Genomic DNA, 26,336 nt, shown 5'->3' on the forward strand with positions numbered 1-26,336 from the left:
CGCGGGCCTACGTGGACCGCCGCCACTCCGGCAGACCATCTGACAGCAGAAGGCTGCCGCTGACGGAGTCCCGGCCGGTAGCCAGGAGGTCCTCGTGGTCGCACCGCTGGGCATAGTGCCGGCGGCGGGTGGGGGTTCGCGGCTTTGGCCGTACCGGGCCGCGAAGGAACTGATCCAGATCGGCTACGAGACGGTCGCGGCGGACGGCGGGGCGGGCCGGCTGGTACCGAAGGCCGCGATCGACCACGTGCTGGACGCCATGCGGCGCGGCGGGGTGCATTCGGCCTTCGTCGTGCTCTCCCCGGTCAAGTGGGAGGTCTTCCGCTATCTCGGCTCAGGCGGGCAGCGCGGCATGCAGCTGGCTTACCTGTGCCAGGAGGAGCCGCTCGGCATGCCGCACGCGCTCGACCTGGCCTACCCCTTCATCGGGGACCGGACCGTGTGCATGGGCATGCCGGACACCCTCCTCGCACCGGATGACTGCTTCGCCAAGCTGCTGGCTTTCCACGAGAAGCGCGACGCGGACCTGAGCCTGGGCCTGTTCCCGGTCGCCGATCCGCGAGCCTTCGCGCCGGTCGTGCTCGACCCGGGCACCGGCCGGGTGGTCGACATCGTCGACAAGCCCGAGGTGCCGCCGGTGGCGACCGTGTGGGGCATCGCGGCCTGGTCGCCCGCGTTCGGCGACCTCCTGCACGAGTTCGTGCGCTCGGCCGGAGCCGGGGTGCCGGGCGAGGGGCTGCTCAGCGAGGCGTTCCTGCAGGCCGCACGGTGCGGGCTGCAGGTGTACGGCTTACCGTTCGACACCGGCGAGTACCACGACATCGGCACGCCGGCCGGCCTGCTTCACGTGCGCCGCCGGTTCGAGCCGGACCTCGGCGGGTTGTCGTGAGCCGTTTCCTGTTCGTCGTCCCGCCGTTGGCCGCGCACGCCAACCCGGCGGCGGCGGTCTCCCGTGCGCTGACCGGGCGCGGGCACGAGGTCGCCTGGGTCGGCTCCGAGCGCTACTTCCGGCCGCTGCTGGGCGCGGAGGCGACCGTCTTCGGCACCGGGCTGCGCCCGTACCGCGGACAGCGCGACAGAGGGCTGAGCGCCGTGCGGTCGCTGTGGGACGACTTCGTCGTTCCGTTCTGCGCGCACATCGCGCCTCAGGTGAACGGCGCGGTTGAGACTTATCGGCCGCACGTGGTGGTCGCCGACCAGCACGCCATCGCCGGCAGCCTGGTGGCGCAGCGGCGTGGGCTGCGGTGGGCGAGCCTGGCGCCCACCCAGATGGAGCAGGCTCGGCCGTTTCGCAACGTGCAGCAGGTGGAGCGGTGGATCGAAGGCCGGCTGGCGGCCGCGGGGGAGGCGCTGCTGGGCGCCGTGCCGGAGCACGACCCGCGCTTCTCGCCCCACCTGTTGATCGACTTCACCACGCCCGCGCTGACCGGTCGCCATGACCCGTCGGCACACCTCGCGGCGGTCGGCCCGGCGCTCGGCCCGCGCCCGGGCGTGCCGGACTTCCCCTGGGCGGCGCTGGACCGGGATCGCCGACTGGTGCTGGTCACGATCGGCACCGTGGCCACCGACCTGGGCCGGGACTTCTTCGCCCGGGTGGTCCAGGCGCTGGAGCCGCTGTCCGGCCGGGTGCAGGCGGTGATCAACGCGCCGGCCGTACTGGTCCCCGACCCGCCGCCGCACGTGCTGGTCGCCCCCCGCACGCCGATCCCCGAACTGCTGCCCCGGGTGGACGCCATGATCTGCCACGGCGGGATGAGCACCAGCTGCGAGGCGCTGCTCAACGGCATCCCGCTGATCGTGGCACCGATCAAATACGACCACCCGATCGTGGCCAGACAGGTCGCCGCCGTCGGCGCGGGACGACACCGGCACTTCGACCGTACCAGCGCCGCACAGTTCACCGCATCGCTCGAAGCCCTACTCGACGATCCGGAATACCGGGCCTCCGCCGAGCGCATCGCCGCCTCGTTCACCGCGGCCGGCGGCGCCGAGACGGCAGCCGAACGCCTGGAACGGCTGGCGGCTTGATCCGGCCGGATCCGAACGGCTCCGATCCCGCGCCGGGCGACTCAGCCGCCAGCCGTACCGGCAGGTGAACCGGGCCGCGAAGCATCAGGTTGTGCAGCGGATCGGGCGCGGCGGCCAGCGCCAGATCGGGGAAGCGCTGAAGCAGCAGGGGCAGGATGATCCGGCCCTCGGTGCACCCGAGCATCGCACCGGGACGGTAGCGCGGTCCGGCGCTGAAGGCGTAGTGCTGGTCGTCGCGGCGGGTCGGGTCGGGGAAACGCTCCGGGTCGCGGTTGGCGGCCGCCGTCAGGACGAGCACGGTGCGGCCCGCCGGAACCGGGACGCTGGCGACCTCGGTGTCCTGCGCCGCGTAGCCTGCCAGTCTCGGACAACAGTGCATCACGGTGGGGCATGAGGGCCTCCGCAGGTTCGGGGTAGGACGTCGCAATCCACACCGAGCCCGAAGGCCCTCACCTATTTCAAGATCTACCCGTCACCAACGTCTGTGGGCAGTACAGCCGGGCCAGGCGCAACAGGACGTTGCCGGCGCCCAGCTCCATGTCCGCGGCCAGCATCGCGCGGAACCTGGCCGGCCGCGTCACGCGGCCTCCCGGTCGACCGGGCCGAGGTCTACGAAGTCTGACAGGAGCGACCTCTCTGGATTCCAGGCCCGGTCACGGCTCTTCCGGCGACGGCGAGGCCGTGCGGGACGTGGCCGGCAGCCGACGGGTGAGCGCGGCGCCGATGATCGCCATCGGCTCGGGCAGCAGCATGTGCTGGTGCTTGCAGTCGAGCTCGACCACCTCGACCGGGCCGTGCGTGACGGCGCGCCAGGATTCGGCCTTCTCGGCGGTGCTCGGCTCCTGCTCGGTCCCGGTGGCCGCGAACAGCAGGACCGGGCAGCGCAGCATGCCGGGCGGCCGCACGTCGGTCCGGGCGATGATGACGTTGTTGACAATCACCTGCAGCAGGCGCCGGATCTCGTCGTCGGACCACGTGCTCAGGACGAGGTTCGGGCGGCGGCGGATCAAGGCCAGCGCGCTCGCCTCCGGTTCGGGATCGCCCTGCCTCAGCAACATGGGATAGCCGAAGCTGTCCAGGACGATGTTGTAGTAGAACCAGGCGTCCGGCTCGGCATCGAAGCTCGCCGGATCGAAGCTCGGGCTCGCGTCCATGCTCGCCAGTAGGCCGACCTCGTGCCCTCGTGCCTCGAGTTCACGGGCCATGCTGTACGCGACATTGCCGCCCACCGACCAGCCGAGCAGGGAATACGGGCCCTGCGGCTGCACCCGGCACACCTGGTCGGCGAAGTCCCGGGACAGCTCCGCCATGCTCGTTGGCAGCGGCTCGGGACGCGTCAGCCCTCGGGACTGCAGGCCGTAGACGTTGCAGTCGGGAGGCAGTGCGGTCAACAACTGATGGAAACCCCAGCTCAGCCCACCCACCGGCGGCACGCAGAACAGTGTCGCGCCGGACCCGCCCTCGCGCAGCGGCAGCACGACGTCGAACATGCCCTCCATGGCCTTGAGGACGGCCCTGCTCTGGCGCTTCCAACGCAGATCGGCGGCGTCCGCGAGTGGCATTCCTCGGCCTCCAACGCGGGTCGGGGAGAGGTTCCAACGGAAATGGTGCCACAGCGCGGCACGCTTTAACAGAGCCATGAGTCAGCTGCCGCGGGTGCCTGATTCGCAGCGTATCGCCACAGTCGGCGATGTAGGCCGACACAGTTGGTTGACGGCCGTCGAAGGAACGTGCTGCAATGCGCCAGTGGTGACTGCGTGCGAGCGTTCCGCGTGACCGCACCCGATGCGGTGGCAGTCTACCTGCCGCCCACGCTGGTTCCCGTCGAGAAGCCGGCGGACCGTCTGGAGTGGACGGACATACAGGTCAAGATGTTCCGCCGGTTCCACGAGCTGCGGGGGATCCGGCTCGCCGAGTCGCAGACGGTGACCGATCTGCTGCTGCGTGCGGCGTCGGGGCTGGCGCAGTTGCGCGCGAACGCGCAGCGGGTGCGCTATGTGCTGTACGGGCGCGCAACGCCGGTCGCCGAGCCGTATCCGGTCAACCGGATCGACGAGGTGCGCCGCGCCCTCGGCCTGGAGCACGCGCTGGCGTTCACCGTGACTCAGCAGAACGTGGGCACCGGCGGGCACCTGTTCTGCTCCGACGCGTTCGTGAACTACCGGACCGCGATGGACCGCGGGCTGCTGGCACCCGGCGATCGCTACCTGGTGGCCACGGTCGGGTCGGGCGAGGGCGCGACCACCGCCGCCCTGGTCTTCGAGCACTGACTTTTCGAAAAGCTGACACTCCGGGCACGACGACTCGGGACTGACGGGAGCTGGGCGATGGACGCGGACCAGGAGACACCGGTGGACGCGCGGATGCAGGACGCGGTGACGGCCACGATGCTCGCCATGCTGCCCGGGCTGCTCGACTACGACGGGCAGATCACACCGCGCAGCCGGCTGCAGGACGAACTGAGCCTGAGCTCCTCGCTGGTTCTGGAACTGCTGCTCGGTATCGAGGATACGCACGCCATCCAGATCGACCTGGAGATGATGGACGAGGACCAGGTCGTCACCGTGGCGGATCTGGCCGAGTACATCGCCGGCCACTATGAGCAGTTCTAGCCGCGCGTGCGCCTGATCAGAGCGGTGCGCCGCGAGTTCGACGGCCAGGCGACGTTCCTGGACGACCCGGGCTACCGCGCGTTCGCGACGTAGTACCTGGCCGACCTGGTCCGCCCGCACGGGCTGGCCCTCGACACAGAGGTGTCCGGGCAGCCGTACGGGGAGATGGCCGAGGAACTGCTGGGTGAGGCCGTGCGGCGCGGTGGGGTGGAAGCCGTGCTCGCGCCCCAGCCGAGTACCCGGCCGTAGCTGCGCGCGCCCCGGGCCCGCGCGAACTCGGGTCGTTCCAGCACGACCACACCGGCGCCTTCGCCGAGCACCAGGATTGCGCCGCCGGTCGAACGGCGGGCTCGCCTGCTGCGGGTCGGCCCAGCCGCTCGCCAGCGCGCGGGCGTTGCCGAACGCGTCCGCGAAAGCCGGGACATGCTCGCGCTCGACCGCCAGGTCGCAGAACTCGCGGACCGTCAGCGCGCCCATCATCTCCATCTCGTCCGAGGTGAACTTGAAGTCGTACTGCTCCTCGACCCGCACGACCAGCACCAACGAGTCCAGATCCGCCCCCGGCCCCAAGCGTGCCGTCCTCGTCGATGTCGGCGAGGTCGACCTCCATGATGGTCAACGCCTACATGACGAAATCGCGGATCTCGTGGCTCGAAACTGCCATGCGCCAGTGCCGCCTGCGCAGTCGGGTCATGGCCGCACCACCGGGACTGTGCGACACGCAACGACCGCACGGAGATCGTCGGCGCACGGATCATCATGGACATTGCCCCACCGGTACAGGTTCGCATGAGTCCTGAATCGGCCCGGCTCTCCGCCCCGCGCTCCCGCCGAACCCGGCGGATAAGTACGCGTTGAAGCCGGTGCGCCGCGAGTGTAGACAGGGTTCTGTTTCACTAAGAGAATCTCCGCATGGGGCGGACGGCCGCCGTCCCGCGGCTCGACCGGCTCCGGCAGCGCGGCTCACCCGACCCTCGGGCGAGCAGGCTGCCCCGACTGAAGGTGAGCTGTCCGACATGCGCGACGACGATGGCCACGTGGCGGGCACCGCGGTGCACGTGCCCCGTCCCGCGCCGCAGACCGCCGCGGAAGACCGATGACGCCTTCTGAGATAGCGGCGCTCATGCGCGAGATCACCGAGGTCGACGAGATCGGGGTCGACGACGACTTCTTCCACGCGGGCGGCAGGTCGTGGGATGCGCTCTCGCTCCTGGTGATCCTGGCGGAGCGATCCGACGTCAAGCTCTCACTCCTCGACGTCTTCCATACCCGCACCCCCAGTCGGCTGGCGGACCTCATCGCCCACCGGAGCGTCACGGAGAGGTGATCCACATGGTGCCGGCGACGCTGGACCTGGTGACCCACGACAACGCGCGGCGGACATCCCCGGCTCTACACCTCGACGGTCACACCGTGTTGTCCTACGGTGAGCTGTCCGAACTGGTCGGCGAAGCCGAACAGGCACTGCGCCATGACGGCAAGGCGCTGGTTCTGTGCGCGGGGGACCGCGATCTGCCCACTCTGCTGGCCTATCTGGCCGCGTTGCGCCTGGGGCACACCGTCGCGTTCCTCACCGCCACTGCGGAGAACCTCTCGGCGTATCAACCCGAGTTCGTCGTTCCGGCGCCCGGCGGCGGGACCGGACTGGCCGAACTGGGCTACCGCCCGGCCGCGCGACCGATCGCCGGCGCGACGGTCTTCAGCCGGGACGGCAGCCGACCGGCGGGCGAGATCTTCCCCGGCACCGCGTTGCTGCTCGCCACGTCCGGCTCGACCGGCAGCCCCAAGGCCGCTCGTCTGTCCTACCGGGGGCTGGCCGACAACACCGCGGCCGTCGTCCGCGCGCTGGGTATCACCGCGGCCGAACGCGCCCCCACCACGCTGCCGATCAGGCACGCCTACGGATTGTCCGTGCTGAACACCCACCTGCTGGCCGGCGCGAGCATCGCGCTCACCGGGCACTCACCGCTGTCGTTGGCCATGTGGGACGACCTGACCCGGTCCGGCGCCACGTCGTTCGCCGCGGTGCCGATGACCTACGCGGCATTCGGTCCGGCGCATCTGAATCTGCTGGAACGCAGCAGGGTCCGCACCATGACCCACTCGGGCGCACGGCTGGGCGAGGAGCTGACCGTGCGGCTGGCCGACACGATGCGACGGCTGAACGGCCGGTTCTTCGTGATGTACGGCCAGACCGAGGCGACCTCCCGGATCGCCCGCCTGGACCCCGTGGACCTGCCGCATCGTCTCGGCTCGGTCGGCACCGCGATGCCGGGCGGCACCATCACGATCCAGCCGACGCCAAGCCACGCGCGAGCGGTGCCCGGCGAGGGTACGGTCCACTATCAGGGCCCCGGCGTCATGCTCGGCTACGCCAGCGGGCGCGCGGACCTCGCCCGCGGCGCCGAGGTGGACGTCCTGGACACCGGCGACCTCGGATATCTGCGCGACGGCTACCTGTATCTGACCGGCCGCTCGAAACGGATCGTCAAGGTATTGGGTATCCGCACCAGTTTGGACGACCTGGAGCGCATGGTGGAGCGGCCGGGTCACCCGTTCGCGGTGGTATGCGGCGCCGACGAGGTGATGCATCTGGTCGGCGCGGGCGACCGGGCGGTGCACGAACAGCAGCGCAGGGACCTGGTCGAGTTGCTCGGCGTACCCAGCCGGCACGTCGTCTTCCGCCAGGTGCGCTCGCTGCCCCGGACCCCCGGCGGAAAGATCGACTACCGAACACTGGCGGCAGCCACGGAAGCGCGCGGAGGCTCGCTCGATGAAGCTGACTGACTGGCGGATCCTGTCCGATCGGGGACCTGATCTCATCGCTTGCCTGGACTTTCCCGGGGCGCGCGCGGCGGCGGGCTTCACGGACCTGGCCGAGGGGGTGCCGGTCGACGCCTGCTTCCTGCACTTCCGGCAGGCCGGTGCCGGCCCGCTGGCGGCGAGCGTGGACCGCTGGGCCGCCGAACTCGCCGCGACCGGCCGCCCGGTGCGCGCGGTGCTGGGCTACTGCGCCGGCGGCGCGCTGGCCACCCGCCTCGCGGACGCGATCGCCGCGACCGGCCCGGCACCCGTGGTCGTACTCTTCGACGCCGTGCCCACGACCGGCGAATCGGTGGCCGACCAGTTCATGTCGGCGGTGCAGTCCTCGGCCCGGCAGCTGACCGAGCAGGAACTGGCGGACGCCCGTGCGCTTTCCGAGCAGATCGTGACGAGGTATCCGGACGACCTGCGGCTTATCGCGGCAGGCCTGACCGAACACTACGAGGCGCTGATGCGCGCGGTCGCCGAACGGTTGTCCCTGCCGCTGTTCCTCCATCAGGAACTCACCGCCGGGTTCACCGCCTATCTGGACTACCTGCTGCTGGCCGGTGAGGGCGGGTTCGACACGCGCGCGTCGACTCCGCTGTTCGTGACCTCGCTCGAGCACGAGCCGCCGGTGCAGCCGGCGCGGACCATCAGCCTCGATGTAGAGCACGACGATCTGCTGCGCGATCCCAAGGTGTACAAGCTCGTCGCCGAGATCATCAGAGGAGAGATACCACAGTGGTGAGCCTGCCGAAGATATCCGAGGTCTTGTCCGCGCATTCCGCGGTCCGCCGAGCCGAAGCCGTGATCGTGCGCTGCGACGGGCGGGACGTGACCGTGGCGGCCGCCGAGCTGAACCAGTACGTGAGCGGGCCGATCCTGCGCAACCACGTGTGGCAGAAGCTGGGCGAGGACAGCGGGCTCGCGGCCGTCCTGATCGTGGAGAGCATTCCGGCCGGTGACGCGGCGAACGCCGAATCCCTCGCCGCCGCGGTGGCGGACGGGCATTGCGCCCTGTTCGAGGAGCCCCGCGACGACGTCGAACGCCGCGTGGCGGCGATCTGGTCAGAGACGATGGACGTGACGCGCGTCGGCGTGCACGACGACTTCCTGGAACTGGGCGGTGACTCGCTCTCGGCCCTGCGCATCATCACCGCCATCGAGGCGCAGTTCGACCGGTCGCTGGACGTGTACGAGTTCATGAGCGCGGGCAGTGTCCGCCGCCTGGCGGACCTGCTGCGCTGATGGAACTGAGCGTGCGCCGGCGGATCGCCGAGATCGCCCGGGCCGAGCCGGACCGCGTGGCCCTGATCGGGTTCGACGCCGACCTGGCCGAGCAGGTCCTTTCCTGGCAGCGGTTCGCCGACCGGGTCGCGGACGTGGCCGACGCGCTGCGGGCGGCGCTGGACCCAGGCGCGCGATCCTGCGTCGTCGTGCCGGCCGGCAACAACCTGCCTGCCGCCCTCGGCGTCGCGGCGGCGCTCGTGGCCGAGGTGCCGGTCTTCCCCCTGAACCCGGCCACCCCGCCGGCCGAGCGCGACGCCCTGCTGAACCTGCTGGGTCGACGGTTCGTACACGTCTACCTGATGAACGCCGAGTTCGAGCCACAGCGGGCGCAACTGCCCGCCGGACTCAACTCGCCGATTACCGGCACTGGCTCTACGGCTTACCTGCTGGCGACCGGCGCCAGTACGGGCATCCCGAAGATCTCCGCACGGCCCGGACCGCTGCGTTACCACCCGGCCACGACGCCCTCCCTGGTGATCCGGCAGACCGGCTGGCGCACCGCGCAGCGGCAGCTCATCGTCGGGCCGCTGTACCACGCCGCACCGTTCACCGCGTTCATCGATGCCGTGCTGGACGGCAACACCGTCGTCCTCCAGCCGTTCTTCGCCCCGCAGTGGACGGTCGAGTTGGTGCGCCGATACGCCGTCGAATGGCTGCAGCTGACCCCGACACACATGCGCGAGATCCTGCGTGTGCCGGACCTGGCCGAAGCGGACTTCGGCAGCCTGCGGGCGATGCTGCACACCGCGGCGCGCTGCGACCCGGACACGAAACGCGGCTGGATCGACCTTCTCGGCCCGCAGCGGGTCTACGAGCTCTACGGCGCGACCGAGGGGGTGGGCGTGACGCTGGTGCGCGGCGACGAGTGGCTGGCCCGGCCCGGAACGGTCGGCCGCGGCTTCCTGACCCAGATCCGCATCCTGGACGACGCGGGCCGCCAGGTCCCGCCCGGCACGAGCGGCACCGTGTTCATGCGGACCCCGCAGCGCCTCGGCCGCTCCGACTATCTCAACGACCAGTCGATCCGCACCACGGCGGACGGGTTCGCCACGGTGGGCGACCGCGGGCGGGTGGACCAGGACGGCTACCTGTTCCTCGACCCGCGCGGCCACGACACCATCAACGTGGGCGGCGAGAAGGTCGACCCGGACGAGGTCGAGGCTGCGCTGCGCGACCATCCCGCGATCCTCGATGCCGTCGCCGTCGCCGTCCCGCACCAGACGCTCGGGTTCGTGGTCGCGGCGCACGTGGTGCTGCGTCCGGGCGCGAGCGTACGCAAGGCCGAACTCGCCGCGCACTGCGGGCGGCGGCTGGCCAGCTACAAGATCCCCAAGCAGTTCGCGTTCACCGACCAGCTTCCCCGATCGGCGGCCGGCAAGGCCCAACGCTGGCGGTTGACCCCCCACGACAAGCCCCATGACGAGAATGGTGCGACCCCGCTATGAACGCTGTTCGTGACGAGCCGATCGGCACCGGCTCCATGGCCGACACCGGTTACGAGCGCCCACGGGACCCGGTGGAGATCTGGCTGGCCCGGCAGTGGCAGCGCATCCTGGGCTTCGGCGTCGGCATCCGGGAGAGCTTCTTCGGCGTCGGCGGCAACTCCCTGGACGCGGCCCGGGTGATCGACGCCATCCTGGTGGAGTTCGGCGTCCAGCTGCGGCTGAACGTGCTGACCGAGCACCCGACGGTTGAACGCCTGGCCGCGGTGTTGCGCGACCATGACGTGCGGCCACCGGGCTCGCTCATCGCGATCCAGGACGGCGACGGTGCACATACGCCACTGTTCCTGGTCCACCCGGACGACGGTCAGGTGGGCCGCTACTGCCTGCTCGCCAATGCGCTGGGCGAGGAGTTCGCCGTGTTCGGCCTTCAGGCGGAAGGCCTCTACCGCGACACACAACCGTCTCGCACGGTGCCGTCGATGGCCGATGCCTACGTCAACGCCGTCCGTGCGGTACACCCCACCGGCCCATATCTGCTCGGTGGCTGCGGTGTGGGCGCGGCGATCGCCTACGAGATGGCCGTCCGCCTCGAAGGCGTCCGGCTCGTGGCCGCGATCGACGTCGAACTGCTCGAACCTCTGGACACCGTCGTCGAGTCCTGGTCGCGCGAACTGCCCCGGCAGGCGCAGCTGCCGGAAATCCTGGCGGACTGGCAGGAGCGAGGCCTGGTACCGCCGAACGCGACACCCGAGATCGTCGCGCGCTCGCTGCGCGTGTGGCAGGCCAACCGGGAGGCCGCGCGCGACTGGCGGCCGTCGCCGTACACCGGACCGATCGACGTCTTCGGCCGCGAGCAGAGCACGACCCTGCCGGCGACCGTCGCCCAGCGGGCACACGACTGCGACACGGCTGACCGCCTGGCCGCCGCGCTGCGCGAGCTGATCGGCTGACCGGCGATGCGCGCCGACACCGAAACCGGCACCGAAACCACACCACGCCGTCGGCGCCGCGTGCTCCTCACCCCGGCGCGCTCGATTCCGGTCGAGTTCGCCGGGGAGCGGGGCGGCGAGGGACCGCTCACCTTGGGCCAGCTCAACATCCACAAGTGGCTGGGCGCGATGCCCGAGCACTCCCTCGCGAATCTCTGGGTCGAGCTGCCGATCCCCGGTACGCCCTCCATCGACGAGGTGACCCGGGCGGCGGCGGCGCTGATCGCCCGGCACGAGAGCCTGCGCACCACCTACGTATCCGGCGAAGAGCCGCGCCAACAGGTCGCGAAGACCGGCGTCCAACTGCTCGAAGTGTGCTCGCTCGGCGCAGGACACTGGGGGCCGCGGGACCGCCCCGCGGTGGCTGAGGCACTCATCAGGTGGCTGCGGGAGCACACCGATTCAGCATGGCGTCCGCTGCGTATGGCGGTGTCCGTCGCTCCGGATGAGGGCGATCGCGTCATCGCCTGCGCTGCCGGGTTCGCGCACCTGGCCGTGGACCACGCCGCCATCGAAATCCTCAAGCGCGACTTCGCCAGCCTGCTCGACCATCCCGGACGAGGACAGCTGGGCCACCCCGGCCACCAGCCACTGGACCAGGCCGGACTGGAGACGACGCCGGCCGAGCAGCGCAGGGCCGAGGCGGCGCTCGAGTATCTGCGGGCGCAGACGCAACGCATCTCCCACTGCCTGTACACGGTGCCGGGTGCCCGACCCGGCGGCGAGTCGCTGGCGGTTGAACTGTCGTCGGTTGCCGCCGCGATGGCGGTGAGACAGATCGCGGCGCGCACGCGGGCCAGCCGGTCCAGCACCGTGCTGGCAGCGGTCTGCGCCGTGGTCGCCCACCGTGCCAACCGTCGGGATCTGGTGCTGCCGCTGCTGTCGAACAACCGATTCGACCACCACCTGACGGGCTATGTCGGCTCCCTGGTCCAGGGCACGCTCGCCACCGTCGAGGCCGGCGACAGGGACTTCGACGAGCTGGTGGGCCACACCTGGGCTGCAGTGATGGAGGCCAGCCGCCACGCCAGGTACGACGCGGCCAAGCGATCCGCCATGGACGAACTGGTCGAGCACGAACGCGGCCTGCGCATCAGCTACGACCCCTTGTTCAACAGCCTCGTGCCCGAATCATGGTCCGGGCTCACCGGGGGCGTCGGCTTCCAGGCCGGGCGGATCGATGCCGCGCTCGCCCAGACCCGGCTGCGGTGGCGACCGATGCCGCGTGCCGGTACACCGATCCGGTTCAGCCTCAATCAGCTCGACGGATGCCTGCGGCTCGACGCGTGGAGCTCCGACTCCGGCCTGATGCCGCGGGCCGAACTCGAATCGGTGCTACTGGCGACCGAACGCGTGCTGGTCGCCGCCGCACCCGGTGACCTGCCCCGCGCTCGGACGCCTGAAGTCATCGGGCTGGAGCCCATCACGGGCACGCCGGACCGGATTCTGGTCGACTCCTGCTGGGTCGACGTGGCCGACGTGCAACGCCTCGTGGAGGCGGCGGTCGCGCCCGCCGTGGCACACGTCTTCGCTGAGGTCGGCGGCCGCCCGCTGGTCGCTCACCTCACCGCCACCGCTACCGTCCGTACGCCGGAACAGGCGCACGCCCGCTGCATGGCCATCCTCGCCGACCACCCCACAGCCATCACCCCACGCCAGTACGTCATCTGCGACGCCGCGCCGTCCGATCCGGCCGATCCCGCGGCCTGGCCGGCGCCTTCGGCCACCGGCTCCGGTCGCCGTTGACGGTCGCGGATCAGGGCCGCCTATGTCCTACCCGCATTGATCCGTTACGCCGATCGACGTCGAGATGACCATCGACGAGACCGTTCGCGCCCAGCAGCGGCATGCGACCCCTGGAGGCGGGTAGACCCGTCCCTGACATGGTCATCGGCAGGCCGCCGGTCACCGCGCCGAACACCATCCGAGGAATAGTAAGGGTGTAAGTGATCGAGGAGACCTTCAGCCCAGGGACTGGGCTGGTGTCGTTTGTCAGGGGATTGAGAACCGGGTCGGGTGCGAGGGCGGTACGGCTGGTGCGTTACCCCTGCGAGCACGGCCTGAGCTACTCCCGTTTTCATGGGGTCTCCATCAAACCCGGTTGTCAACGCCGGCTGGCATTTGGCTCTGGCACACATTCTGTGACTGATCTTGTTGATAGCTCACGGGGTGGTCAGGACGCTTTTGCTGGGGAGGTCGAGGTTCGCGCGGCCGTACATCTGTCGCTTGATCGTCTTGATGCGGTGGCCCTCGACCGGGCCTGAGCTCCAGGGCTGGGTGAGGCCGGCAACGACGGCGTCACGGCCGCCGGCGAAGCCGCGGATCCCGGGGTATCCGGCGTGGCGGGCGCGGTTGATCCAGGCGTCGAGGTGTTGCCCGGTGCCCTGGTGGCGGACCAGGGCGGCGAACCCGCGGGCGGGGCGGCGACGGTGTCGACGTCCGGGCAGCGGCTGCGGGCGTCGGCGGGATCAGCGCGGTCGTCGTCGGTGAGCTTATGTCCGGGTCGCATGATCCAGGCGGTGATCCGCCGGGCCGACGGCACCCGGACTGCGGTCGCAGGGGTGGGCCGGGTGCGGTTGGCGGCGATCCAGTCCCGCAGCACCCGTAGGCCGCCTTGATAGCCGCGGGCCAGGATCTCCCCGTGCAGCACGGCCTTCTGGTGGACGCCGTCGGTGAGGCGTTGCCGCAGGTGGACCCGACCCCTGTCGTGAGCCGGACCCGGCGGTGAATCGCTCCAGCGCCGGCCCGGCCGCGCTCCCGGCGGACACCCCGCCAGCCAAGACTGGGGTCCCGGACCAGGGAAATCCCTGGTCCCAGGCGGCTCCCAGCGGCACACACTGGTGCTCGTCCGGCCGAGTAGCCGGGCGCTTCCTCCAGGGTGAACAGGAGTACGACATGAGGCGCAAGACCGTACGGATCGACAACATTCCGGCTGACGGCGTGGAACTGGCCGACGAGCAGCTCGCCCGGATGCTGGGCGGCCTGCCGAGGCGGGACGTTGGGGGGTCGTCGAAGACCATCGACGACATCCCCAGCGGGGGCCGGAACGACACCGACAGCGACTTCTGATCACCGCCGTCGCCGGCCCGCCCTGTCCCGGGACCGGCCGGCGTCGGCCACCCCGCCGCCGAGGGCGTGGGTGACGTGCACGGCCAGGGTGGTCTTACCCAGCCAGGGCCGGCCGGTGACACGCACTACGGGCATCGCCCGGCATCCAACGTCGCGCGGTCCACACAGCGCCGCCCACATCCGTTCAGCACGTCCCGCCGGCCGGTGAACTCGCCGACGTCGGCCGGTAACAGGCGGGGCACGGCCGCCCGCAGCGGTACGTGGGCGGGACGCCTCCTCCGGCTCCAGGCCCGACCGGGACAACTGTCTGCTCTGGCGGTGAGGTCGACGCATTTCCGTCCACCCCGATGGGCGTGCTTGGTGGGTTCTCCGCCACCGACCTCACACCAACAGATTGATTCGACTCAATTGATGGGCGAGAATGGCGGAATCAGGGGCCGTCATCGCCCGTCTTCCTCGTCCGGTCGGGAGGAGGTGTCGAGCATGGAGCGCTACGAGGACCTCGAAGGAACCGCCGTGGGTCTGATCAACGCCGTCATCAACTGACGTCGCCGGTCACCAACCGGGCGGGCACGGGTGTCCCATCGTCGCGTGTCCGCCCCTCGGCACCGAACCAACCGACCGGGCGGGAGGACAGGGTTGGCCGACCTCACCTGGCGGGACCCGGCGGCATTGCCGCTGCGCCCGCTCATCGACCTGACCGCCGATCCCACGGTCCCGCCGTCCCTGGTCGCCGAAGCGGCCCTGTTCTGTGCCGACCGGCCCGACCCCTGCGGCTGGCTGCCCGTCCACGCGCCGCCCGCCGACCTGCGTCGCACGATGCGCCGCGCCGGCCTGCTCGACGCCACGGACCCGCTCGTCGCGCCACCCGAGGTGGTGCAGCGGCTCACCACCGAGGACCACGCCGGTCTGCTGTGGGCCGCCCGCCTGATGCGCGCCCTGGGCCGCCGGGAGGACGCCACGCAACTGCTGCGGCGCATCGGGACGGACGCACCACCGCCGGTGCGCGCCTGGCGTGATCTCCTGCTCGCCGAGGACGGCCGGCAGCCACGTCCCCCGGTTCCGCCCGAGGTGGCGGGCCTGCCGGTCCGGCTCACCGCCGCACTCGCCCACGCCCGGTCCGCCGCGACGGCCGGTCAGCCGGCCGGGGAGGCGCTCACCACGGCGGAGTCCCTGGCTGCTGCTCTGGCCGGTGACCGGATCGGGCTGGTCGTCCAAGCCCGGCTCCTCGCCGTGCGGCTGCGCTGCCCGGGCGAGCCGGTGCCCGATGCCGACACCGTCCGCGCGGTCGCCCACGACCTGGGGACGGACCGGGCCGACTTCCTCGCCCGCGACGCCGCGCTGGCGCTGCTGCGGGCCGCCGCCCGCGCCGCCCTGAACGGGACCGGTGCCGGGTCGGCGTACGAGTTCGCCAGTGCCGCCCTGGACCTCGATCCCACCGGCGCAGCGACCCGGCTCCTCGTGGCGGACGCGGCGCGGGCGGCGGGCGACCGGGAGGCGGCCCGTACCCACTACCGGGTGGCCGCCCGGACCGGGCTGGCGGAGCGGACCGCCGGGCTGGCCGGACTGCTCGACCTGGCGACCTCCACCGCGCCCGGCGCGAACAATAGGCCCACCGGTGGGTCGGCTCCAGCAGCAGACACCGGTGAGCTGGTGGGGGCGGTGGCGGACCTGCTCGCCTCGGACCGCCGCGCGGAACGGGACCGGTGGGAAGTTCTCGTGGCGCGTCGTCCAGCACTGGAAAGCACGGTCTGCGCCGACGCGGTGCGGTGGGCGGTCGCGGTGCGGGATTCGGCGGCCGGGGCGCGTCCGCTTCCGCTGGAGCGGTACCGGCCGTTCCTCGATCTGAGCCCCAGCGCAATCCTCGACCCGGTCGACACGCCGCCGGTCGCGATCCACACGCCGCTGATGTCGTACGCCGCCGTGCTGGAGCGTCGTGAGCCGTGGTTCCGGGAGATCCACCCGCAACGGGCCACGGCCGCCATGTTCCGCGACGAGATGCAGGCGACGGCAGCGGTGTACGGGTACACCTCCGGTGCTGCCTCGGCCGACTACCGGACGTGGCTGGCAGCACCGGACGGCTGCCCGCCCGGGGTGCGGGACCGGCTGGCCAACGTGTCGGACCTGCCGCTGCTGGACCGGGCGTTGCTGGGCCGGCTGCTGTCCGCGCTGGGCTTCCACGCCGAGGCCAAGCGGATCCTCCCCGGGCCGGACGTGCCGGTAGGCGACCCCGAGAGCGCGTACGCGCTGGCCAGTTGGATCTTCGCCGAGCAGATGCTCACCACGGGGCACGCGGCCGAGCTGGAACCGCACTTCCGCACGCTGTACGACCAGCTCGGCGACGACGTCCGGTACGCCCGCACGCGGGTGGTCACCACCATCAACGCCACGGTCAACGCGGCCCGACGCTGGGAGCCCGACACCATCGCCCGGTGGCGCAAGCTCGGCGAGGAGGACCTGGCCCGGTACACCGCCCTGCCCGAGGTGTCGGAGTTCGACGCCGCGATCATGACCAGCAGATGGTTCCGGGCCATGGGGTTCCTGCCGTTCCTCACCGGCGACCAGGACCTGCTGCGCGCGGACATGGACCGGTGGCTCGGCATCGCCCGGGAGGTGACCGGGCACGACGGGCACACCCGGATCATCGCCGCGGACAACTACTTCCCGGCCGTGGAGACCGCCGTGCGCACCCACACGTACCTCGGTGAACGCGACACCGCGCTGGCCCTGGTGGACGAGTTGGCGCAGCGGATCGACCCGATCGACCCGAAGACCTGGCTCACCGCGGGCGAGCTGCGGTACCAGACCGGCGACCACGGTGGCGCGCTGGAGGCGTACCTGCGGGCCGCGCACCTGCAGTTCCCGTACGGCCGGATCTCCTGGTTCAACGCCGGCCAGGTGCACGAGCAACTGGGCCGGCCGGACCTGGCCGCCGAGTGCTACCGGCGGTCGCTCGCGCACTGGCCGACCGGGGTGACGCCGCTGCGCCGGCTGCGCGATCTGCACCTGCGCGGCCTGTTGCCCGACGACGGGGGAGTGCTGGCGGCCTGGGTCGCGGGCCAGCCGGCGTGGTCGCAGCTGCCCGCGTTCCCGGGGTGAGGCGGGTGGGGGTGCCGCCCTACGGGGCGCAGCGTGAACTGCTGCTGCTGAGCGACACCGACGGGGCCGGCCTGCCCCGGCACAACCCGATGCCCCGGGCCTGGACGTTGTGGCACGTCCGGGGCGAGGTGGACGTGCCGCGACTGGCCGCCGCCATGCGGGCCGTTGCCGCCGGCAACGACGTGTGGCGGGCCCGGTTCGCCGTGGGCCCGGAGCTGGTGTACGGAGCCGGGCAGCCCTTCCCGGTGACCATCGTGGACTGTTCCGACGTGCCGGCGGACCGGCGGTCGGAGGCGGCCGGGGCGGCGCTCGGCGAGGCGGTGTACGCGCCGATCGACCTGCGCCACGACCCACTGGCCGGGGCCTGCCTGGTGCGGCTGGCCCCGGACGGGCACGCGCTCGCCCTCGTGGTGGACCACGGCTTCGCCGACCACGCGACGCACACCCGGTTCGTGCGTCGCGTGGCGGCGGCGTACGAACATCCGGGGCGCACGCTGCCGCCGCTGCCGTCGTTCTTCGCGCACGCGGCCGAGGCCGCCGCCGACCCGGGGCGGGCGGCGTCCCGGGAGTTCTGGGCGGAGGCGATGAGCCGGGACGTCCCCGCCGTCGCCTTCCCCGGCGGGCGGTGGAAACCGTGGCGGGACACCACCGCCAGCGCCGCCTGGCCGCTGCGGCTCGACCGCGGAACCACCCAGGCCATCCGGTACGGCCGGGAACTCACCGGTGCGACCGGCTCCGGTCTGCTCCTGGCGGCCCTGTCGTTCCTGCTGGGACTCTGGGCCGAGGCGGACGTGCCGGTGCTGTACGCGCGGGGCGGCCGGTGGACCCGGGAGAGCATCGAGGTGCCCGGCGCACTGCACGAGGCGGTGGTGAGCGTGCCGCCGGACCACCTCCCGTCCGCCTCGCTCGCCGACCGGGTCCGTGGTCTCACCGCCGTCAACGCCGCCGCGCCGCCCCTGCTCGGCCAGTGGCTCACCGACTTCGGAGGGGTCGAGGCCCTGCGGGAACGGCGTCGCCTCGTGCTCAACGTGGTGGCGGCGGAGCCCACCGTCACGCTGGGCGGTGCCACGATCGGCCCGGCGGACCGGCTGCTGCGCGGCACCGTACGCCCGCCCGAAGGCCGGCGCGGCTTCCCCGCCCACAACGCGCTGCACCTGGCGGTGACGTGGTCGGCCGAGCAGCCCGAGGTGACCGTCCACCACGACCCCGAGGTACTGCCGGCCGCCGCGCCGTTCGGTGCCGCCCTGGCCCGGTTCTTCGCACTGCTGGCCGAGCAGCCCGACATCGCCGCCGACCGGGCCGCCGACCTGCTGCGCGCGACGTGGCTGCGGGCGGTCGACGCCCCGACCACGGCCGCGTCGACCTGACGTGACGTACGGTCGTGGCGGGCTGCTCCGGCAGCACGACTTCCGGTCCCTGTGGCTCGGGGCGGTCGCGAGCCAGTTCGGTGCCCGGATGGCCCTGGTGGCGCTGCCGTTGGTGGCGGCCGGCCCGATGCACGCGTCCGCCTGGCAGGTGGGTCTGGTCGGCACCCTGGGCACGGTGGCGTTCCTGGTCGTCGGCCTGCCCGCCGGCGCGGTCGTCGACCGGGTGCGGCAGCGGCGGCTGCTCATCGGCACCGACCTGGGGCGGGCCGCGCTCATCGCCTCACTGGCCGTGCCGCTGGCGTCGGGTGGGGTGGCGCTCGGTCAGGTGTACGTCGTGGTCCTCGGCGTCGGGGTGCTCACGGTGTTCTTCGACGTCGCGCACCAGAGTTACCTGCCCCGGGTGGTGCGGGCCGACGAGTTGGTCGAGGGCAACGCCCGGCTGAGCACCACCCTCGCGGTGGCGCAGGTCGCGGGGCCCGCGCTGGCCGGGCTGGCCGTCGACCTGGCCGGCACCCGCCCCGCCGTCCTGCTGATCGCGGTGGGGTTCGCCGGGTCCGCCGCGTACCTGGCCCGGATACGTGCGGTCGACGCGCGGCCCGCCACCGCCGGCCGGTCCCGGCTCGCCGGGCAGATCCGCGACGGTGTGGCCTACGTGCTGCGCCATCCGGTGCTGCGCGTGCTGGCGTTGGCCGGCGGCGCGTACAACATGTTCGCCCTGGTGGTGCAGACGATGGTGCCGGTGCGCCTGGTCAGCGAGCTGGGCGCGTCCCCGGCGACGGCCAGCGCGTACTTCAGCGCCGGTGGTGCCGGCGGCATCCTCGGCGCGGTCGTGGCCCGGCGGCTGACCCGGCGACTCGGGCTGTACCGCTCGGTCTGGCTCTGCCTGCTCGTCACCGCGCCGTTCGCGCTGCTCACCCCCCTGATCGTCAGTGCCGGCGGAATCTGGTTGGCCGCCGGTGGCTACCTGGTGTTGTGGGCGGGTGCGACAGCCTCCAACGTGGCCCAGGTCAGCCTGCGTCAACAGCTGTGTCCGCCCGAACTGCTCGGCCGGATGAACGCCACCATGCGGTTCCTGCTCGGTGGGGCGATGCCGGTGGGCGCGCTGCTGGGCACCGTGCTGGGGGCCGCCGCCGGTGCGCGGCTGGCCCTGTGGGTGGGTGCGGTCGGTCTGTTCCTGTCCTGCCTGCCGCTGCTGCGCCTGCGCGTCCCGGTCGACCGGCAGCCCGCATAGAGCGATGCGTAGCGGTCTCTCAGCGTCCCGGGGTGTTCAGGTCACCAGCCCGGTCCGGTACGCGTACACCACCGCCTGCACGCGGTCACGCAGGTCGAGCTTGGTGAGGATGCGTGAGACGTACGTCTTGACGGTCTCCTGACTGATCACCAGCAGGGCCGCGATCTCGCTGTTGGACAGGCCGTCGGCGATCAGGCGCAGCACCTCCAACTCGCGCGGAGTCAGTCCCGTGTCGTCCGGGGTGCCCTCGGCGGGGCGGATGCGGGCCGCGTACCTGCCGACGAGTTGGCGGGTCACCTCGGGCGCCAGCAACGCGGCCCCGCTGGCGACGGTGCGGATGCCGTGCAGCAGCTGCGTCGGCGGGGCGTCCTTGAGCAGGAAGCCGCTCGCCCCGGCGCGTAGCGCCTGGTAGACGTACTCGTCGAGGTTGAACGTCGTCACCACGAGCACCTTGACCGGCTGGGTCGCCCCGCTGCCGGCCAGCAGGCGGGTCGCCGCGATGCCGTCGAGGACCGGCATCCGTACGTCCATCACCACCACGTCCGGGCGCAGCCGGCCGGCGAGGTCGACCGCCTCGCGCCCGTTCCCGCACTCGCCCACCACTTCCAGGTCGGGCTGAGCGCCGATGATCGTGGCGAAGCCGGTACGGATCAGTGCCTGGTCGTCGCAGACCAGCACCCGGATCGGCGCGGTCACGACGTGCTGCCGGTGGGGATGCGGGCCCGGACGACGAAGCCGTCGTCCTCCCGGCGTTCCGCGCTGAACTCGCCGCCGAGCACGGTGACGCGGTCACGTAGCCCGGCCAGGCCGCGTCCGCCCCCACCCGGGCCTGCGGAGCGCGTAGCCGGGCCGGCGGTGCTGATTTCCACCGTGATCTCCCTCTTCCCGTGGCGGATGTGCACGGCGGTGCGGCTGCGGTGGGCGTACTTCAGGGCGTTCGTCAACGACTCCTGCACCACCCGGTAGGCGACGGCCTCCGCGCCGCCGGTGGTTTCCGCCCGGCTGCCCTCCTGGGTGAACTCCACCGGCTGCCCGGCCCGCCGGGTCTGCTCGACCAGCGCGGGCAGCTCCCCGACGGACGGCACACGCGGGTCGGCCTGATGGTCGGGGTTGAGCAGGTCGAGCAGGATCCGCAGGTCGGCGATGGCACGCCGGCCGGTGTCGGTGATGGCGGTGAGGGTGGTGTCGAGGCGGTCCGGGGCGGTCGCCAGGTAGCGTGCCGCCTCGGCCTGCACGACCATCGCCGTCACGTGGTGGGTCACGACGTCGTGCAGTTCACCGGCGATGCGGGCGCGTTCGGTGGCGCGGGCGGCCACGGCGGCCCGCCGACGGCGTTCGGCCTCGACGGCCCGGCTCTGCCGCAGCCAGGCCCCGGCGCCCCAGGCGAGGGCCAACGCCAGGTAGAAGGTGAGGAAACCACCCACGCCCTCCGTCGACCCCTGCCGGTGCAGGGCGACGGCCAGGGCGACGTACGCGGCGGAGCCCACGACCAGGGTGACACGTCGACGACGCTCCAGGTGTACGCCGGCGCTGAGCAACGCGATGGCCAGCGCGGTGCCCGCGACCGTGTGGTACGCGCGCACCTGGTCGACGGCGAAGCCGAGGGACACCAGGGCGAGGCAGATCCCGGGCCAGCGCCGGCGGACGGCCAGCGGAAGGCACTCCAGGGCGATCGCCACCACGGCCAACGCGTCGAACGGGCGGCCGGGCAGGTCACCGAGTTGCGTGCTGCGCTCCTGCAACACCGGCACCGGCAGGCAGGCGAGGGCGAGCAGCAGCGCCAGCGGGAGGTCCCGGACCGTGACGGGCCAGCGCCGCCACCGGTCCGCAAGCGTCCGCAGGTCGACCATCAGGAGACGGTAACGTCTGCCGTCGGCGCGTCGACCGGGCGGCGACGCGGGACGATGCGACCCCGGCGGTGGGCCAGCCCCAGGAACACCACGGTCAGTGCCAGCCCCGCCAGCACCGTGCAGAGGCTGGCCTCCGGCCCGAAGTCGCCGCCGCTGAGCAGCGTCGGGCCCGACATGGTGGCGTCCAGTAACCCCTGGGATTCGCCGTTGCCGGAGACCACGACGCTGAAGATCCCTGCGGCGGCGAAGTTCCACCCGAAGTGCAGCCCGATCGGCACCCACAGGGTGCGGGTGGCGGCGTAGCAGGCGGCGAGCATGAAACCCGCCTCGACCGTGATGGCGGTTGCGCCCCACACGCCGGCGTCCGGGTTGGCCAGGTGGACCAGACCGAACAGCACGCCGGTCAGCAGCAGCGAGAGCCAGGTCCCGAGGCGTTCCTCGACGAGGCGGAACAGCAGGCCCCGGAAGAGCAGCTCCTCGGTCACGGCTGCGGCCGCCATGAACCCGAACAGCCCCACCGCGCCGGTCACCGAACCCACGCCGTGCACGTGGTAGCCGTCCAGTAGGGCGATGGTGACGATGACGGCGGCGAACATGGCCGACCCGACGAGCGTCCCCCGGACGATCCGGGCGCCGGCACCGGCTCGGGTCAGGTCCGTGACCTCCCGTCGTTCGGTACGGCGCACCACCCACCCGTACGCGAGGAGCGTGGCCACGGCGGTCGCCGTGCCGAGGAGCAGGGTGAGCCAGGGGTTGTCCTGCACCGCCGCGACGGCCCGGCTGCCGACGAGACCGGCTGCCGCGACGGCGAGGACCTGTTTCAACACACGCATGACGGGTTCCCTTGCGAGGTGGGCGGCCGGAGTACCGCGGGTCACCTGGAACGCTAGGGATCGGCGGGTCGGGAATCGTCACCGTGCGGTGGACACCTGCGGGTAGCTCTCACGGGGGACAAGCCTGGCGTCGCGCAAATCCGGACCAGGGTGTACGACGGTTGGCGACCGGTGCTGAGCGCAGGTGAGCGGGTGGGTTCGCCGCCGGTGGTATCCGCTTCGCTACAACCCGTCACACTGGGTTAGCGCTGTGTCCGTTTCGGCGTTGGCCGGGTTGTTTGTGGTGTCAAGTTGTGACGGCTCTTTACGGGCCGGCTGAGCGATCTCTAAGGTCCCGGTGACTTCGATCGTTGATCACGGGGGCAGTTGTGCGTGGATGGGTGAGTTCGTGCGGTGCTGCGCGCATTGGTGGCGTGGCCCGCTGGACGGTTGCTGTGGCCACAGCGGCGTCCGTGGCGGCCATGGGTTCCGTGATCGGCGCGCCGGTGGCGCGGGCTGCGTCGCCGGCAGCGGCTGCGTTGGAGGCGGATGGCGAGGCTGCGGCGATGACCTTGGCCTACCGCTACCGCAAGCCGGTGCTGGTGACCGGGATGACGTCGCCGACGTCGACAGTGTGGGCACAACCCGATGGGACGTTCCGCGCGCAGATGCATACGGCGCCGGTGCGTGCCCTTACGCCGGAGGGTTGGGCGGATGTCGATCTGACGTTGGAACGTCAGCCGGATGGTTCCGTGGAGCCGAAGGTTCATCCGTACGGACTGTGGTTGTCGGGGGCGCGGCCAGCCGGCAGCGACGGGTTGGTAAGTGTCGGCGTGGGGGAGCAGCAGAGCGCCCTCGGCTGGGTCGGGAAGCTGCCGGATCCGCTGCTGGTGGACACGACGGCGACCTACCAGAACGTGAAACCGGGCGTCGATCTGGTGGTGGAGGCCCGCCCGACGGGCTTCCGGTACTCCTTCGTGGTGCACACGGCGACGGCAGCGGCCGGGATGACGTCGGTGTCGATGCCCTGGTCGACCGGCAGTGACGTGGCTTCCGCCCGGTTGACCGGCGCGGGATCGGTGGAGGTGTCGCAGGGCGAGATGTGGGACGCGCAGGTGTCCAGTAGTGGTGAGCCCCTACACCGCGCGGACGTGGGTGTCGCCGCTGCGGTCATCAATGGTCAGAACAGTCTGGTGATGACCCCGGACCGGGAGTTTCTCGACAGTCCCGGCCTGGTCTTCCCAGTGACGATCGATCCTTCGGTCAACCTGAGCCCGTCGTTCGACGCGTACGTGCAGAACACCATCTCCAGCACCGACAAGTCGGGCGATGACGAACTGCGTCTTGGCTACATCGTGGATCCGAACGAAGGCTGCTCGTCGGCCTGCCTCGCACGGTCCTTTCTCAGTTTCCACAACCTGAGCGGCTACTCGGGGGCGACGGTCGTCTCGGCAGAGTTGTTCCTGTGGAACTACCACTCGTACTCCTGCACGAAGGCATCCTGGGAGACCTGGCGGGTGGATTCGGTCTCGTCATCGGTGCGTTGGGGCAACCAACCCACCTGGCGGGAGAAGGACGGCACCTCCGACGGCACGAAGGGGTACAACTCCGGGTGCGGTGACGGCTGGGTGTCGGCGTCGGTGAAGGAGACGTTCCAGACGAGCTTCTCGGGCAATTCGGCGACGGCGAACGTGGGGCTGCGGGCGTCCAACGAGTCCAGCAACAGCGGATGGAAGAAGTTCAACTCCTCCGAGGCGTCGTCGAATCGGCCGTACGTGACGGTGGTGTACAACCGTGCCCCGAACGTGCCGACGCAGTTGGCGATCGACTCGTGCTACTCGGTCTGCAAGTCACCGGCGGTGGTGCGTTCCGGTCGGCCGACGGTGTCGGCGATCGTCTCCGACCCCGACAGCGGGACGATGCGCGCCGAGTACGAGGTGTACGACAACGCGAAGACCACCCTGAAGGTCAAGTCCGGGACCGCGGTCACCGGTGTCACCTCCGGCACGGCGAGGCCGTGGCGGGTGACGACGACCTTGCCCGACGGGACCTACCACTTCCGGGTCCGGGGCTGCGACAAGTACCAGTGTGGAACCTACTCCGGCTGGTTCACCTTCACCGTCAACACCCAGGACCCGGCTCTGCCGACCATTGCCGGCACCACATACACGGAGCAGTCGACCGGGTCGTGGAACGGTGGTCCGGGGCAGGCGGGCACCTTCACCTTCGGGCCCAACGGCGCGTCCGACGTGCAGGAGTACATCTACGACCTGAACGGTGCAAACTCGGTCACCGTGCCCGCCGGTACGGCACAGGGGCAGGTCCTCACGGTCAACCAGCAGCAGGTGTCCACCGACCTGACCGGGTTCGGCGGGCACAATGCCACCGTCACCCGTGACACCGGTCGGGGCCACAACAGCGGGCAGTCGCTGAAGGTCGCGCCCCTGGCATCCGGCGGAACGACCACCGCACCGCAGGGGGACACCTTCGCCGACGTCGGCGGTGACTACGGTGGCCTGCGGCTGGGCATGACCGGCGGCAAGCGGTACTGGATCACTGGCTGGATCTACGTGCCGGCCGCCACCGGCCTGGGGACCAGCGGCACGTACGGCACCAGCCGGGGGCTGCGGATCGCCGCGTTTTACAAGGTCGGCTCCCTCAACGTCGAGGTGACCTCGCCGAAGGCGACCGTGGTCGACGGCTGGCAACAGTTGTCGCTGGTGATGTCGGTGCCTGTCGGCGCGACCGAGGCGTTCGTCCGGCTCTACAACGGTTTCCCCTCCGGCCAAGCCAGCAAGGTCGTGTACTGGGACGACCTGTCGGTCAGGGAGGTCATCGGCACCAGCACGACAGAGTCGATCACCCCGAGCAGGGACGGCGTGAACGTCCTGTCGGTGCAGTCCCGGAACTCGGCCGGTGCCACCTCCGATCCCCGGATCTACCAGTTCCTCGTGATGCCCACCAACGGCGAATGGGCGTGGACGTTTGACCAGGACACCGCCGCCGCCGCGGTGTCCGCCCCGACCGGATTCACCGCCGCCTACACTCCCACCGGAGTCACACCGTCAACGACCGGTCATATCGGGGAGGGGGCCGTGTCCCTGGACGGAAGCGGGTACCTCTCGACGTCCGCTCCGGTGTTGAACACAGCCGACCCCGGCGGATTCACCGTCGCCGCCTGGGTGCGGCTGACGGACCTGACCACCTCCCGTACTGCCGTGTCGCAGCTGGGTGCTGCCAACGCCATGTTCCGGCTCGGCTACCGCAACGACGTCGATCTCGACGGCGACACGATCAGTGACTCCGCCTGGTGCTTCACCGCCACGGCCGCGGACGCCGTCAACGCACCCGAAGCCACGGCCTGCACGAGTCAGTTCGTCGCGGCGGACGACTGGGTGAGTCTCGTCGGCGTCTACGACAAGCCGACCGGCACGATCCGCCTCTACGTCAACGGAACGGCACCCGACGGTGCCGAGGCGGCCATGAACATCGTGGGCGGTTGGACTTCCACCAGCCCATTTCTCATCGGCCGGGGCAACGATCCCAACGACCGATGGGTCGGTGACATCGACCATGTCAAGGCCGCCAGACGCGTGTGGAACTCCACCGACGTCGACAACTACCTCGACTCATGATCCGCCCTCTGGACCCTGTGCTCGCCGGCCGTACGAAGAAGGGAACCTCTGTGAGGTCGTTCGGTTCAGCCCGCCGCCTCACCGCACGGGGCGTGCGCGGTGTC

23 protein-coding genes are annotated in these 26,336 nt (G+C 71.3%); 17 read left to right on the forward strand and 6 right to left on the reverse strand.

The genetic code is table 11. The features are described 5' to 3' along the window. The first annotated feature begins 94 nt into the window (after window positions 1-94). Both H1A17_RS00825 and H1A17_RS00830 read left to right on the forward strand, forming a co-directional pair. Entirely contained in the window at window positions 95-889 is a 795-nt protein-coding gene (locus H1A17_RS00825; RefSeq protein WP_145919007.1) for a sugar phosphate nucleotidyltransferase, read from the forward strand. Then, window positions 886-2,028, forward strand: coding sequence for a glycosyltransferase (locus tag H1A17_RS00830; RefSeq protein ID WP_145919008.1), 1,143 nt, complete (start codon window positions 886-888; stop codon window positions 2,026-2,028). Before H1A17_RS00825 ends, H1A17_RS00830 begins: the two co-directional genes overlap by 4 nt. Here H1A17_RS00830 and H1A17_RS00835 read toward each other — a convergent pair. Further along, complete coding sequence (locus H1A17_RS00835) at window positions 1,970-2,407, reverse strand: cytochrome P450 (protein WP_145919009.1); 438 nt, start codon at window positions 2,405-2,407, stop codon at window positions 1,970-1,972. The genes H1A17_RS00830 and H1A17_RS00835 overlap by 59 nt on opposite strands. A 274-nt stretch (window positions 2,408-2,681) precedes the next feature. Further along, window positions 2,682-3,590 carry an alpha/beta fold hydrolase gene (locus H1A17_RS00840; RefSeq protein ID WP_168222417.1) on the reverse strand — a complete coding sequence of 303 codons (909 nt, stop codon included), beginning with the start codon at window positions 3,588-3,590 and terminating at the stop codon, window positions 2,682-2,684. A gap of 195 nt (window positions 3,591-3,785) precedes the next feature. Here H1A17_RS00840 and H1A17_RS00845 point away from each other — a divergent pair, with 195 nt between their 5' ends. The 10 genes from H1A17_RS00845 (at window position 3,786) to H1A17_RS00895 (ending at window position 14,238) form a co-directional block, all read left to right on the forward strand. Next, entirely contained in the window at window positions 3,786-4,298 is a 513-nt protein-coding gene (locus tag H1A17_RS00845) for a hypothetical protein (RefSeq protein WP_240762757.1), read from the forward strand. A 57-nt stretch (window positions 4,299-4,355) separates the two neighbouring features. Next, window positions 4,356-4,640, forward strand: coding sequence for a phosphopantetheine-binding protein (locus H1A17_RS00850; protein ID WP_145919011.1), 285 nt, complete (start codon window positions 4,356-4,358; stop codon window positions 4,638-4,640). Between the two features lie 1,096 nt (window positions 4,641-5,736). Beyond that, window positions 5,737-5,967, forward strand: coding sequence for a phosphopantetheine-binding protein (locus H1A17_RS00855; protein ID WP_145919012.1), 231 nt, complete (start codon window positions 5,737-5,739; stop codon window positions 5,965-5,967). Window positions 5,968-5,972: 5 nt separating this feature from the next. Beyond that, window positions 5,973-7,427: an AMP-binding protein gene (locus H1A17_RS00860; protein WP_168222418.1), complete on the forward strand. Its 1,455-nt coding sequence runs from the start codon at window positions 5,973-5,975 to the stop codon at window positions 7,425-7,427. Continuing rightward, window positions 7,414-8,193, forward strand: coding sequence for a hypothetical protein (locus H1A17_RS00865; RefSeq protein ID WP_194820765.1), 780 nt, complete (start codon window positions 7,414-7,416; stop codon window positions 8,191-8,193). The genes H1A17_RS00860 and H1A17_RS00865 overlap by 14 nt, the downstream gene beginning before the upstream one ends. Beyond that, a complete protein-coding gene (locus tag H1A17_RS00870; protein WP_145919015.1) occupies window positions 8,190-8,693 on the forward strand; it encodes a phosphopantetheine-binding protein in 504 nt (167 codons plus the stop codon). The genes H1A17_RS00865 and H1A17_RS00870 overlap by 4 nt, the downstream gene beginning before the upstream one ends. Then, window positions 8,693-10,180, forward strand: coding sequence for a class I adenylate-forming enzyme family protein (locus H1A17_RS00875; protein WP_194820766.1), 1,488 nt, complete (start codon window positions 8,693-8,695; stop codon window positions 10,178-10,180). Before H1A17_RS00870 ends, H1A17_RS00875 begins: the two co-directional genes overlap by 1 nt. Further along, a complete protein-coding gene (locus tag H1A17_RS00880) occupies window positions 10,177-11,130 on the forward strand; it encodes a thioesterase domain-containing protein (RefSeq protein WP_194820767.1) in 954 nt (317 codons plus the stop codon). The genes H1A17_RS00875 and H1A17_RS00880 overlap by 4 nt, the downstream gene beginning before the upstream one ends. A 6-nt stretch (window positions 11,131-11,136) precedes the next feature. After that, window positions 11,137-12,915: a condensation domain-containing protein gene (locus H1A17_RS00885; protein WP_194820768.1), complete on the forward strand. Its 1,779-nt coding sequence runs from the start codon at window positions 11,137-11,139 to the stop codon at window positions 12,913-12,915. A 1,149-nt stretch (window positions 12,916-14,064) separates the two neighbouring features. Further along, entirely contained in the window at window positions 14,065-14,238 is a 174-nt protein-coding gene (locus H1A17_RS00895) for a putative ATP-grasp target RiPP (protein WP_145919020.1), read from the forward strand. Here H1A17_RS00895 and H1A17_RS35005 read toward each other — a convergent pair whose 3' ends face one another. Next, complete coding sequence (locus H1A17_RS35005; RefSeq protein WP_255470165.1) at window positions 14,239-14,373, reverse strand: hypothetical protein; 135 nt, start codon at window positions 14,371-14,373, stop codon at window positions 14,239-14,241. Window positions 14,374-14,649: 276 nt separating this feature from the next. Between H1A17_RS35005 and H1A17_RS35010 the strand changes: the two genes are divergently transcribed. The 4 genes from H1A17_RS35010 to H1A17_RS00910 all read left to right on the forward strand — a co-directional run bounded on the left by H1A17_RS35010 (window position 14,650) and on the right by H1A17_RS00910 (window position 19,935). Continuing rightward, window positions 14,650-14,784, forward strand: coding sequence for a hypothetical protein (locus H1A17_RS35010; RefSeq protein WP_255470166.1), 135 nt, complete (start codon window positions 14,650-14,652; stop codon window positions 14,782-14,784). Between the two features lie 93 nt (window positions 14,785-14,877). Then, window positions 14,878-17,337: a tetratricopeptide repeat protein gene (locus tag H1A17_RS00900; protein WP_194820769.1), complete on the forward strand. Its 2,460-nt coding sequence runs from the start codon at window positions 14,878-14,880 to the stop codon at window positions 17,335-17,337. 5 nt (window positions 17,338-17,342) lie between these two features. Continuing rightward, window positions 17,343-18,704, forward strand: a complete 1,362-nt coding sequence (locus H1A17_RS00905; protein ID WP_194820770.1) for a condensation domain-containing protein — start codon at window positions 17,343-17,345, stop codon at window positions 18,702-18,704. 1 nt (window position 18,705) lies between these two features. Continuing rightward, window positions 18,706-19,935 carry an MFS transporter gene (locus H1A17_RS00910; RefSeq protein ID WP_194820771.1) on the forward strand — a complete coding sequence of 410 codons (1,230 nt, stop codon included), beginning with the start codon at window positions 18,706-18,708 and terminating at the stop codon, window positions 19,933-19,935. A 36-nt stretch (window positions 19,936-19,971) separates the two neighbouring features. Here H1A17_RS00910 and H1A17_RS00915 read toward each other — a convergent pair whose 3' ends face one another. Genes H1A17_RS00915 through H1A17_RS00925 form a run of 3 tightly spaced genes read right to left on the reverse strand, consistent with a single transcriptional unit; the run spans window position 19,972 to window position 22,618 of the window. Next, a complete protein-coding gene (locus tag H1A17_RS00915; protein WP_145919024.1) occupies window positions 19,972-20,631 on the reverse strand; it encodes a response regulator transcription factor in 660 nt (219 codons plus the stop codon). Next, window positions 20,628-21,785: a sensor histidine kinase gene (locus tag H1A17_RS00920; protein ID WP_145919025.1), complete on the reverse strand. Its 1,158-nt coding sequence runs from the start codon at window positions 21,783-21,785 to the stop codon at window positions 20,628-20,630. Before H1A17_RS00920 ends, H1A17_RS00915 begins: the two co-directional genes overlap by 4 nt. After that, the gene (locus H1A17_RS00925; protein WP_145919026.1) at window positions 21,785-22,618 is read right to left on the reverse strand and encodes a CPBP family intramembrane glutamic endopeptidase; all 834 of its coding nucleotides are present in this window, start codon (window positions 22,616-22,618) and stop codon (window positions 21,785-21,787) included. The genes H1A17_RS00920 and H1A17_RS00925 overlap by 1 nt, the downstream gene beginning before the upstream one ends. 812 nt (window positions 22,619-23,430) lie before the next feature. Between H1A17_RS00925 and H1A17_RS00930 the strand changes: the two genes are divergently transcribed. Further along, complete coding sequence (locus tag H1A17_RS00930) at window positions 23,431-26,232, forward strand: LamG-like jellyroll fold domain-containing protein (RefSeq protein ID WP_194820772.1); 2,802 nt, start codon at window positions 23,431-23,433, stop codon at window positions 26,230-26,232. Window positions 26,233-26,336 lie beyond the last annotated feature (104 nt).

The organism is Micromonospora sp. S-DT3-3-22 (genome assembly GCF_015354745.1).
GTDB lineage: Bacteria > Actinomycetota > Actinomycetes > Mycobacteriales > Micromonosporaceae > Micromonospora > Micromonospora wenchangensis.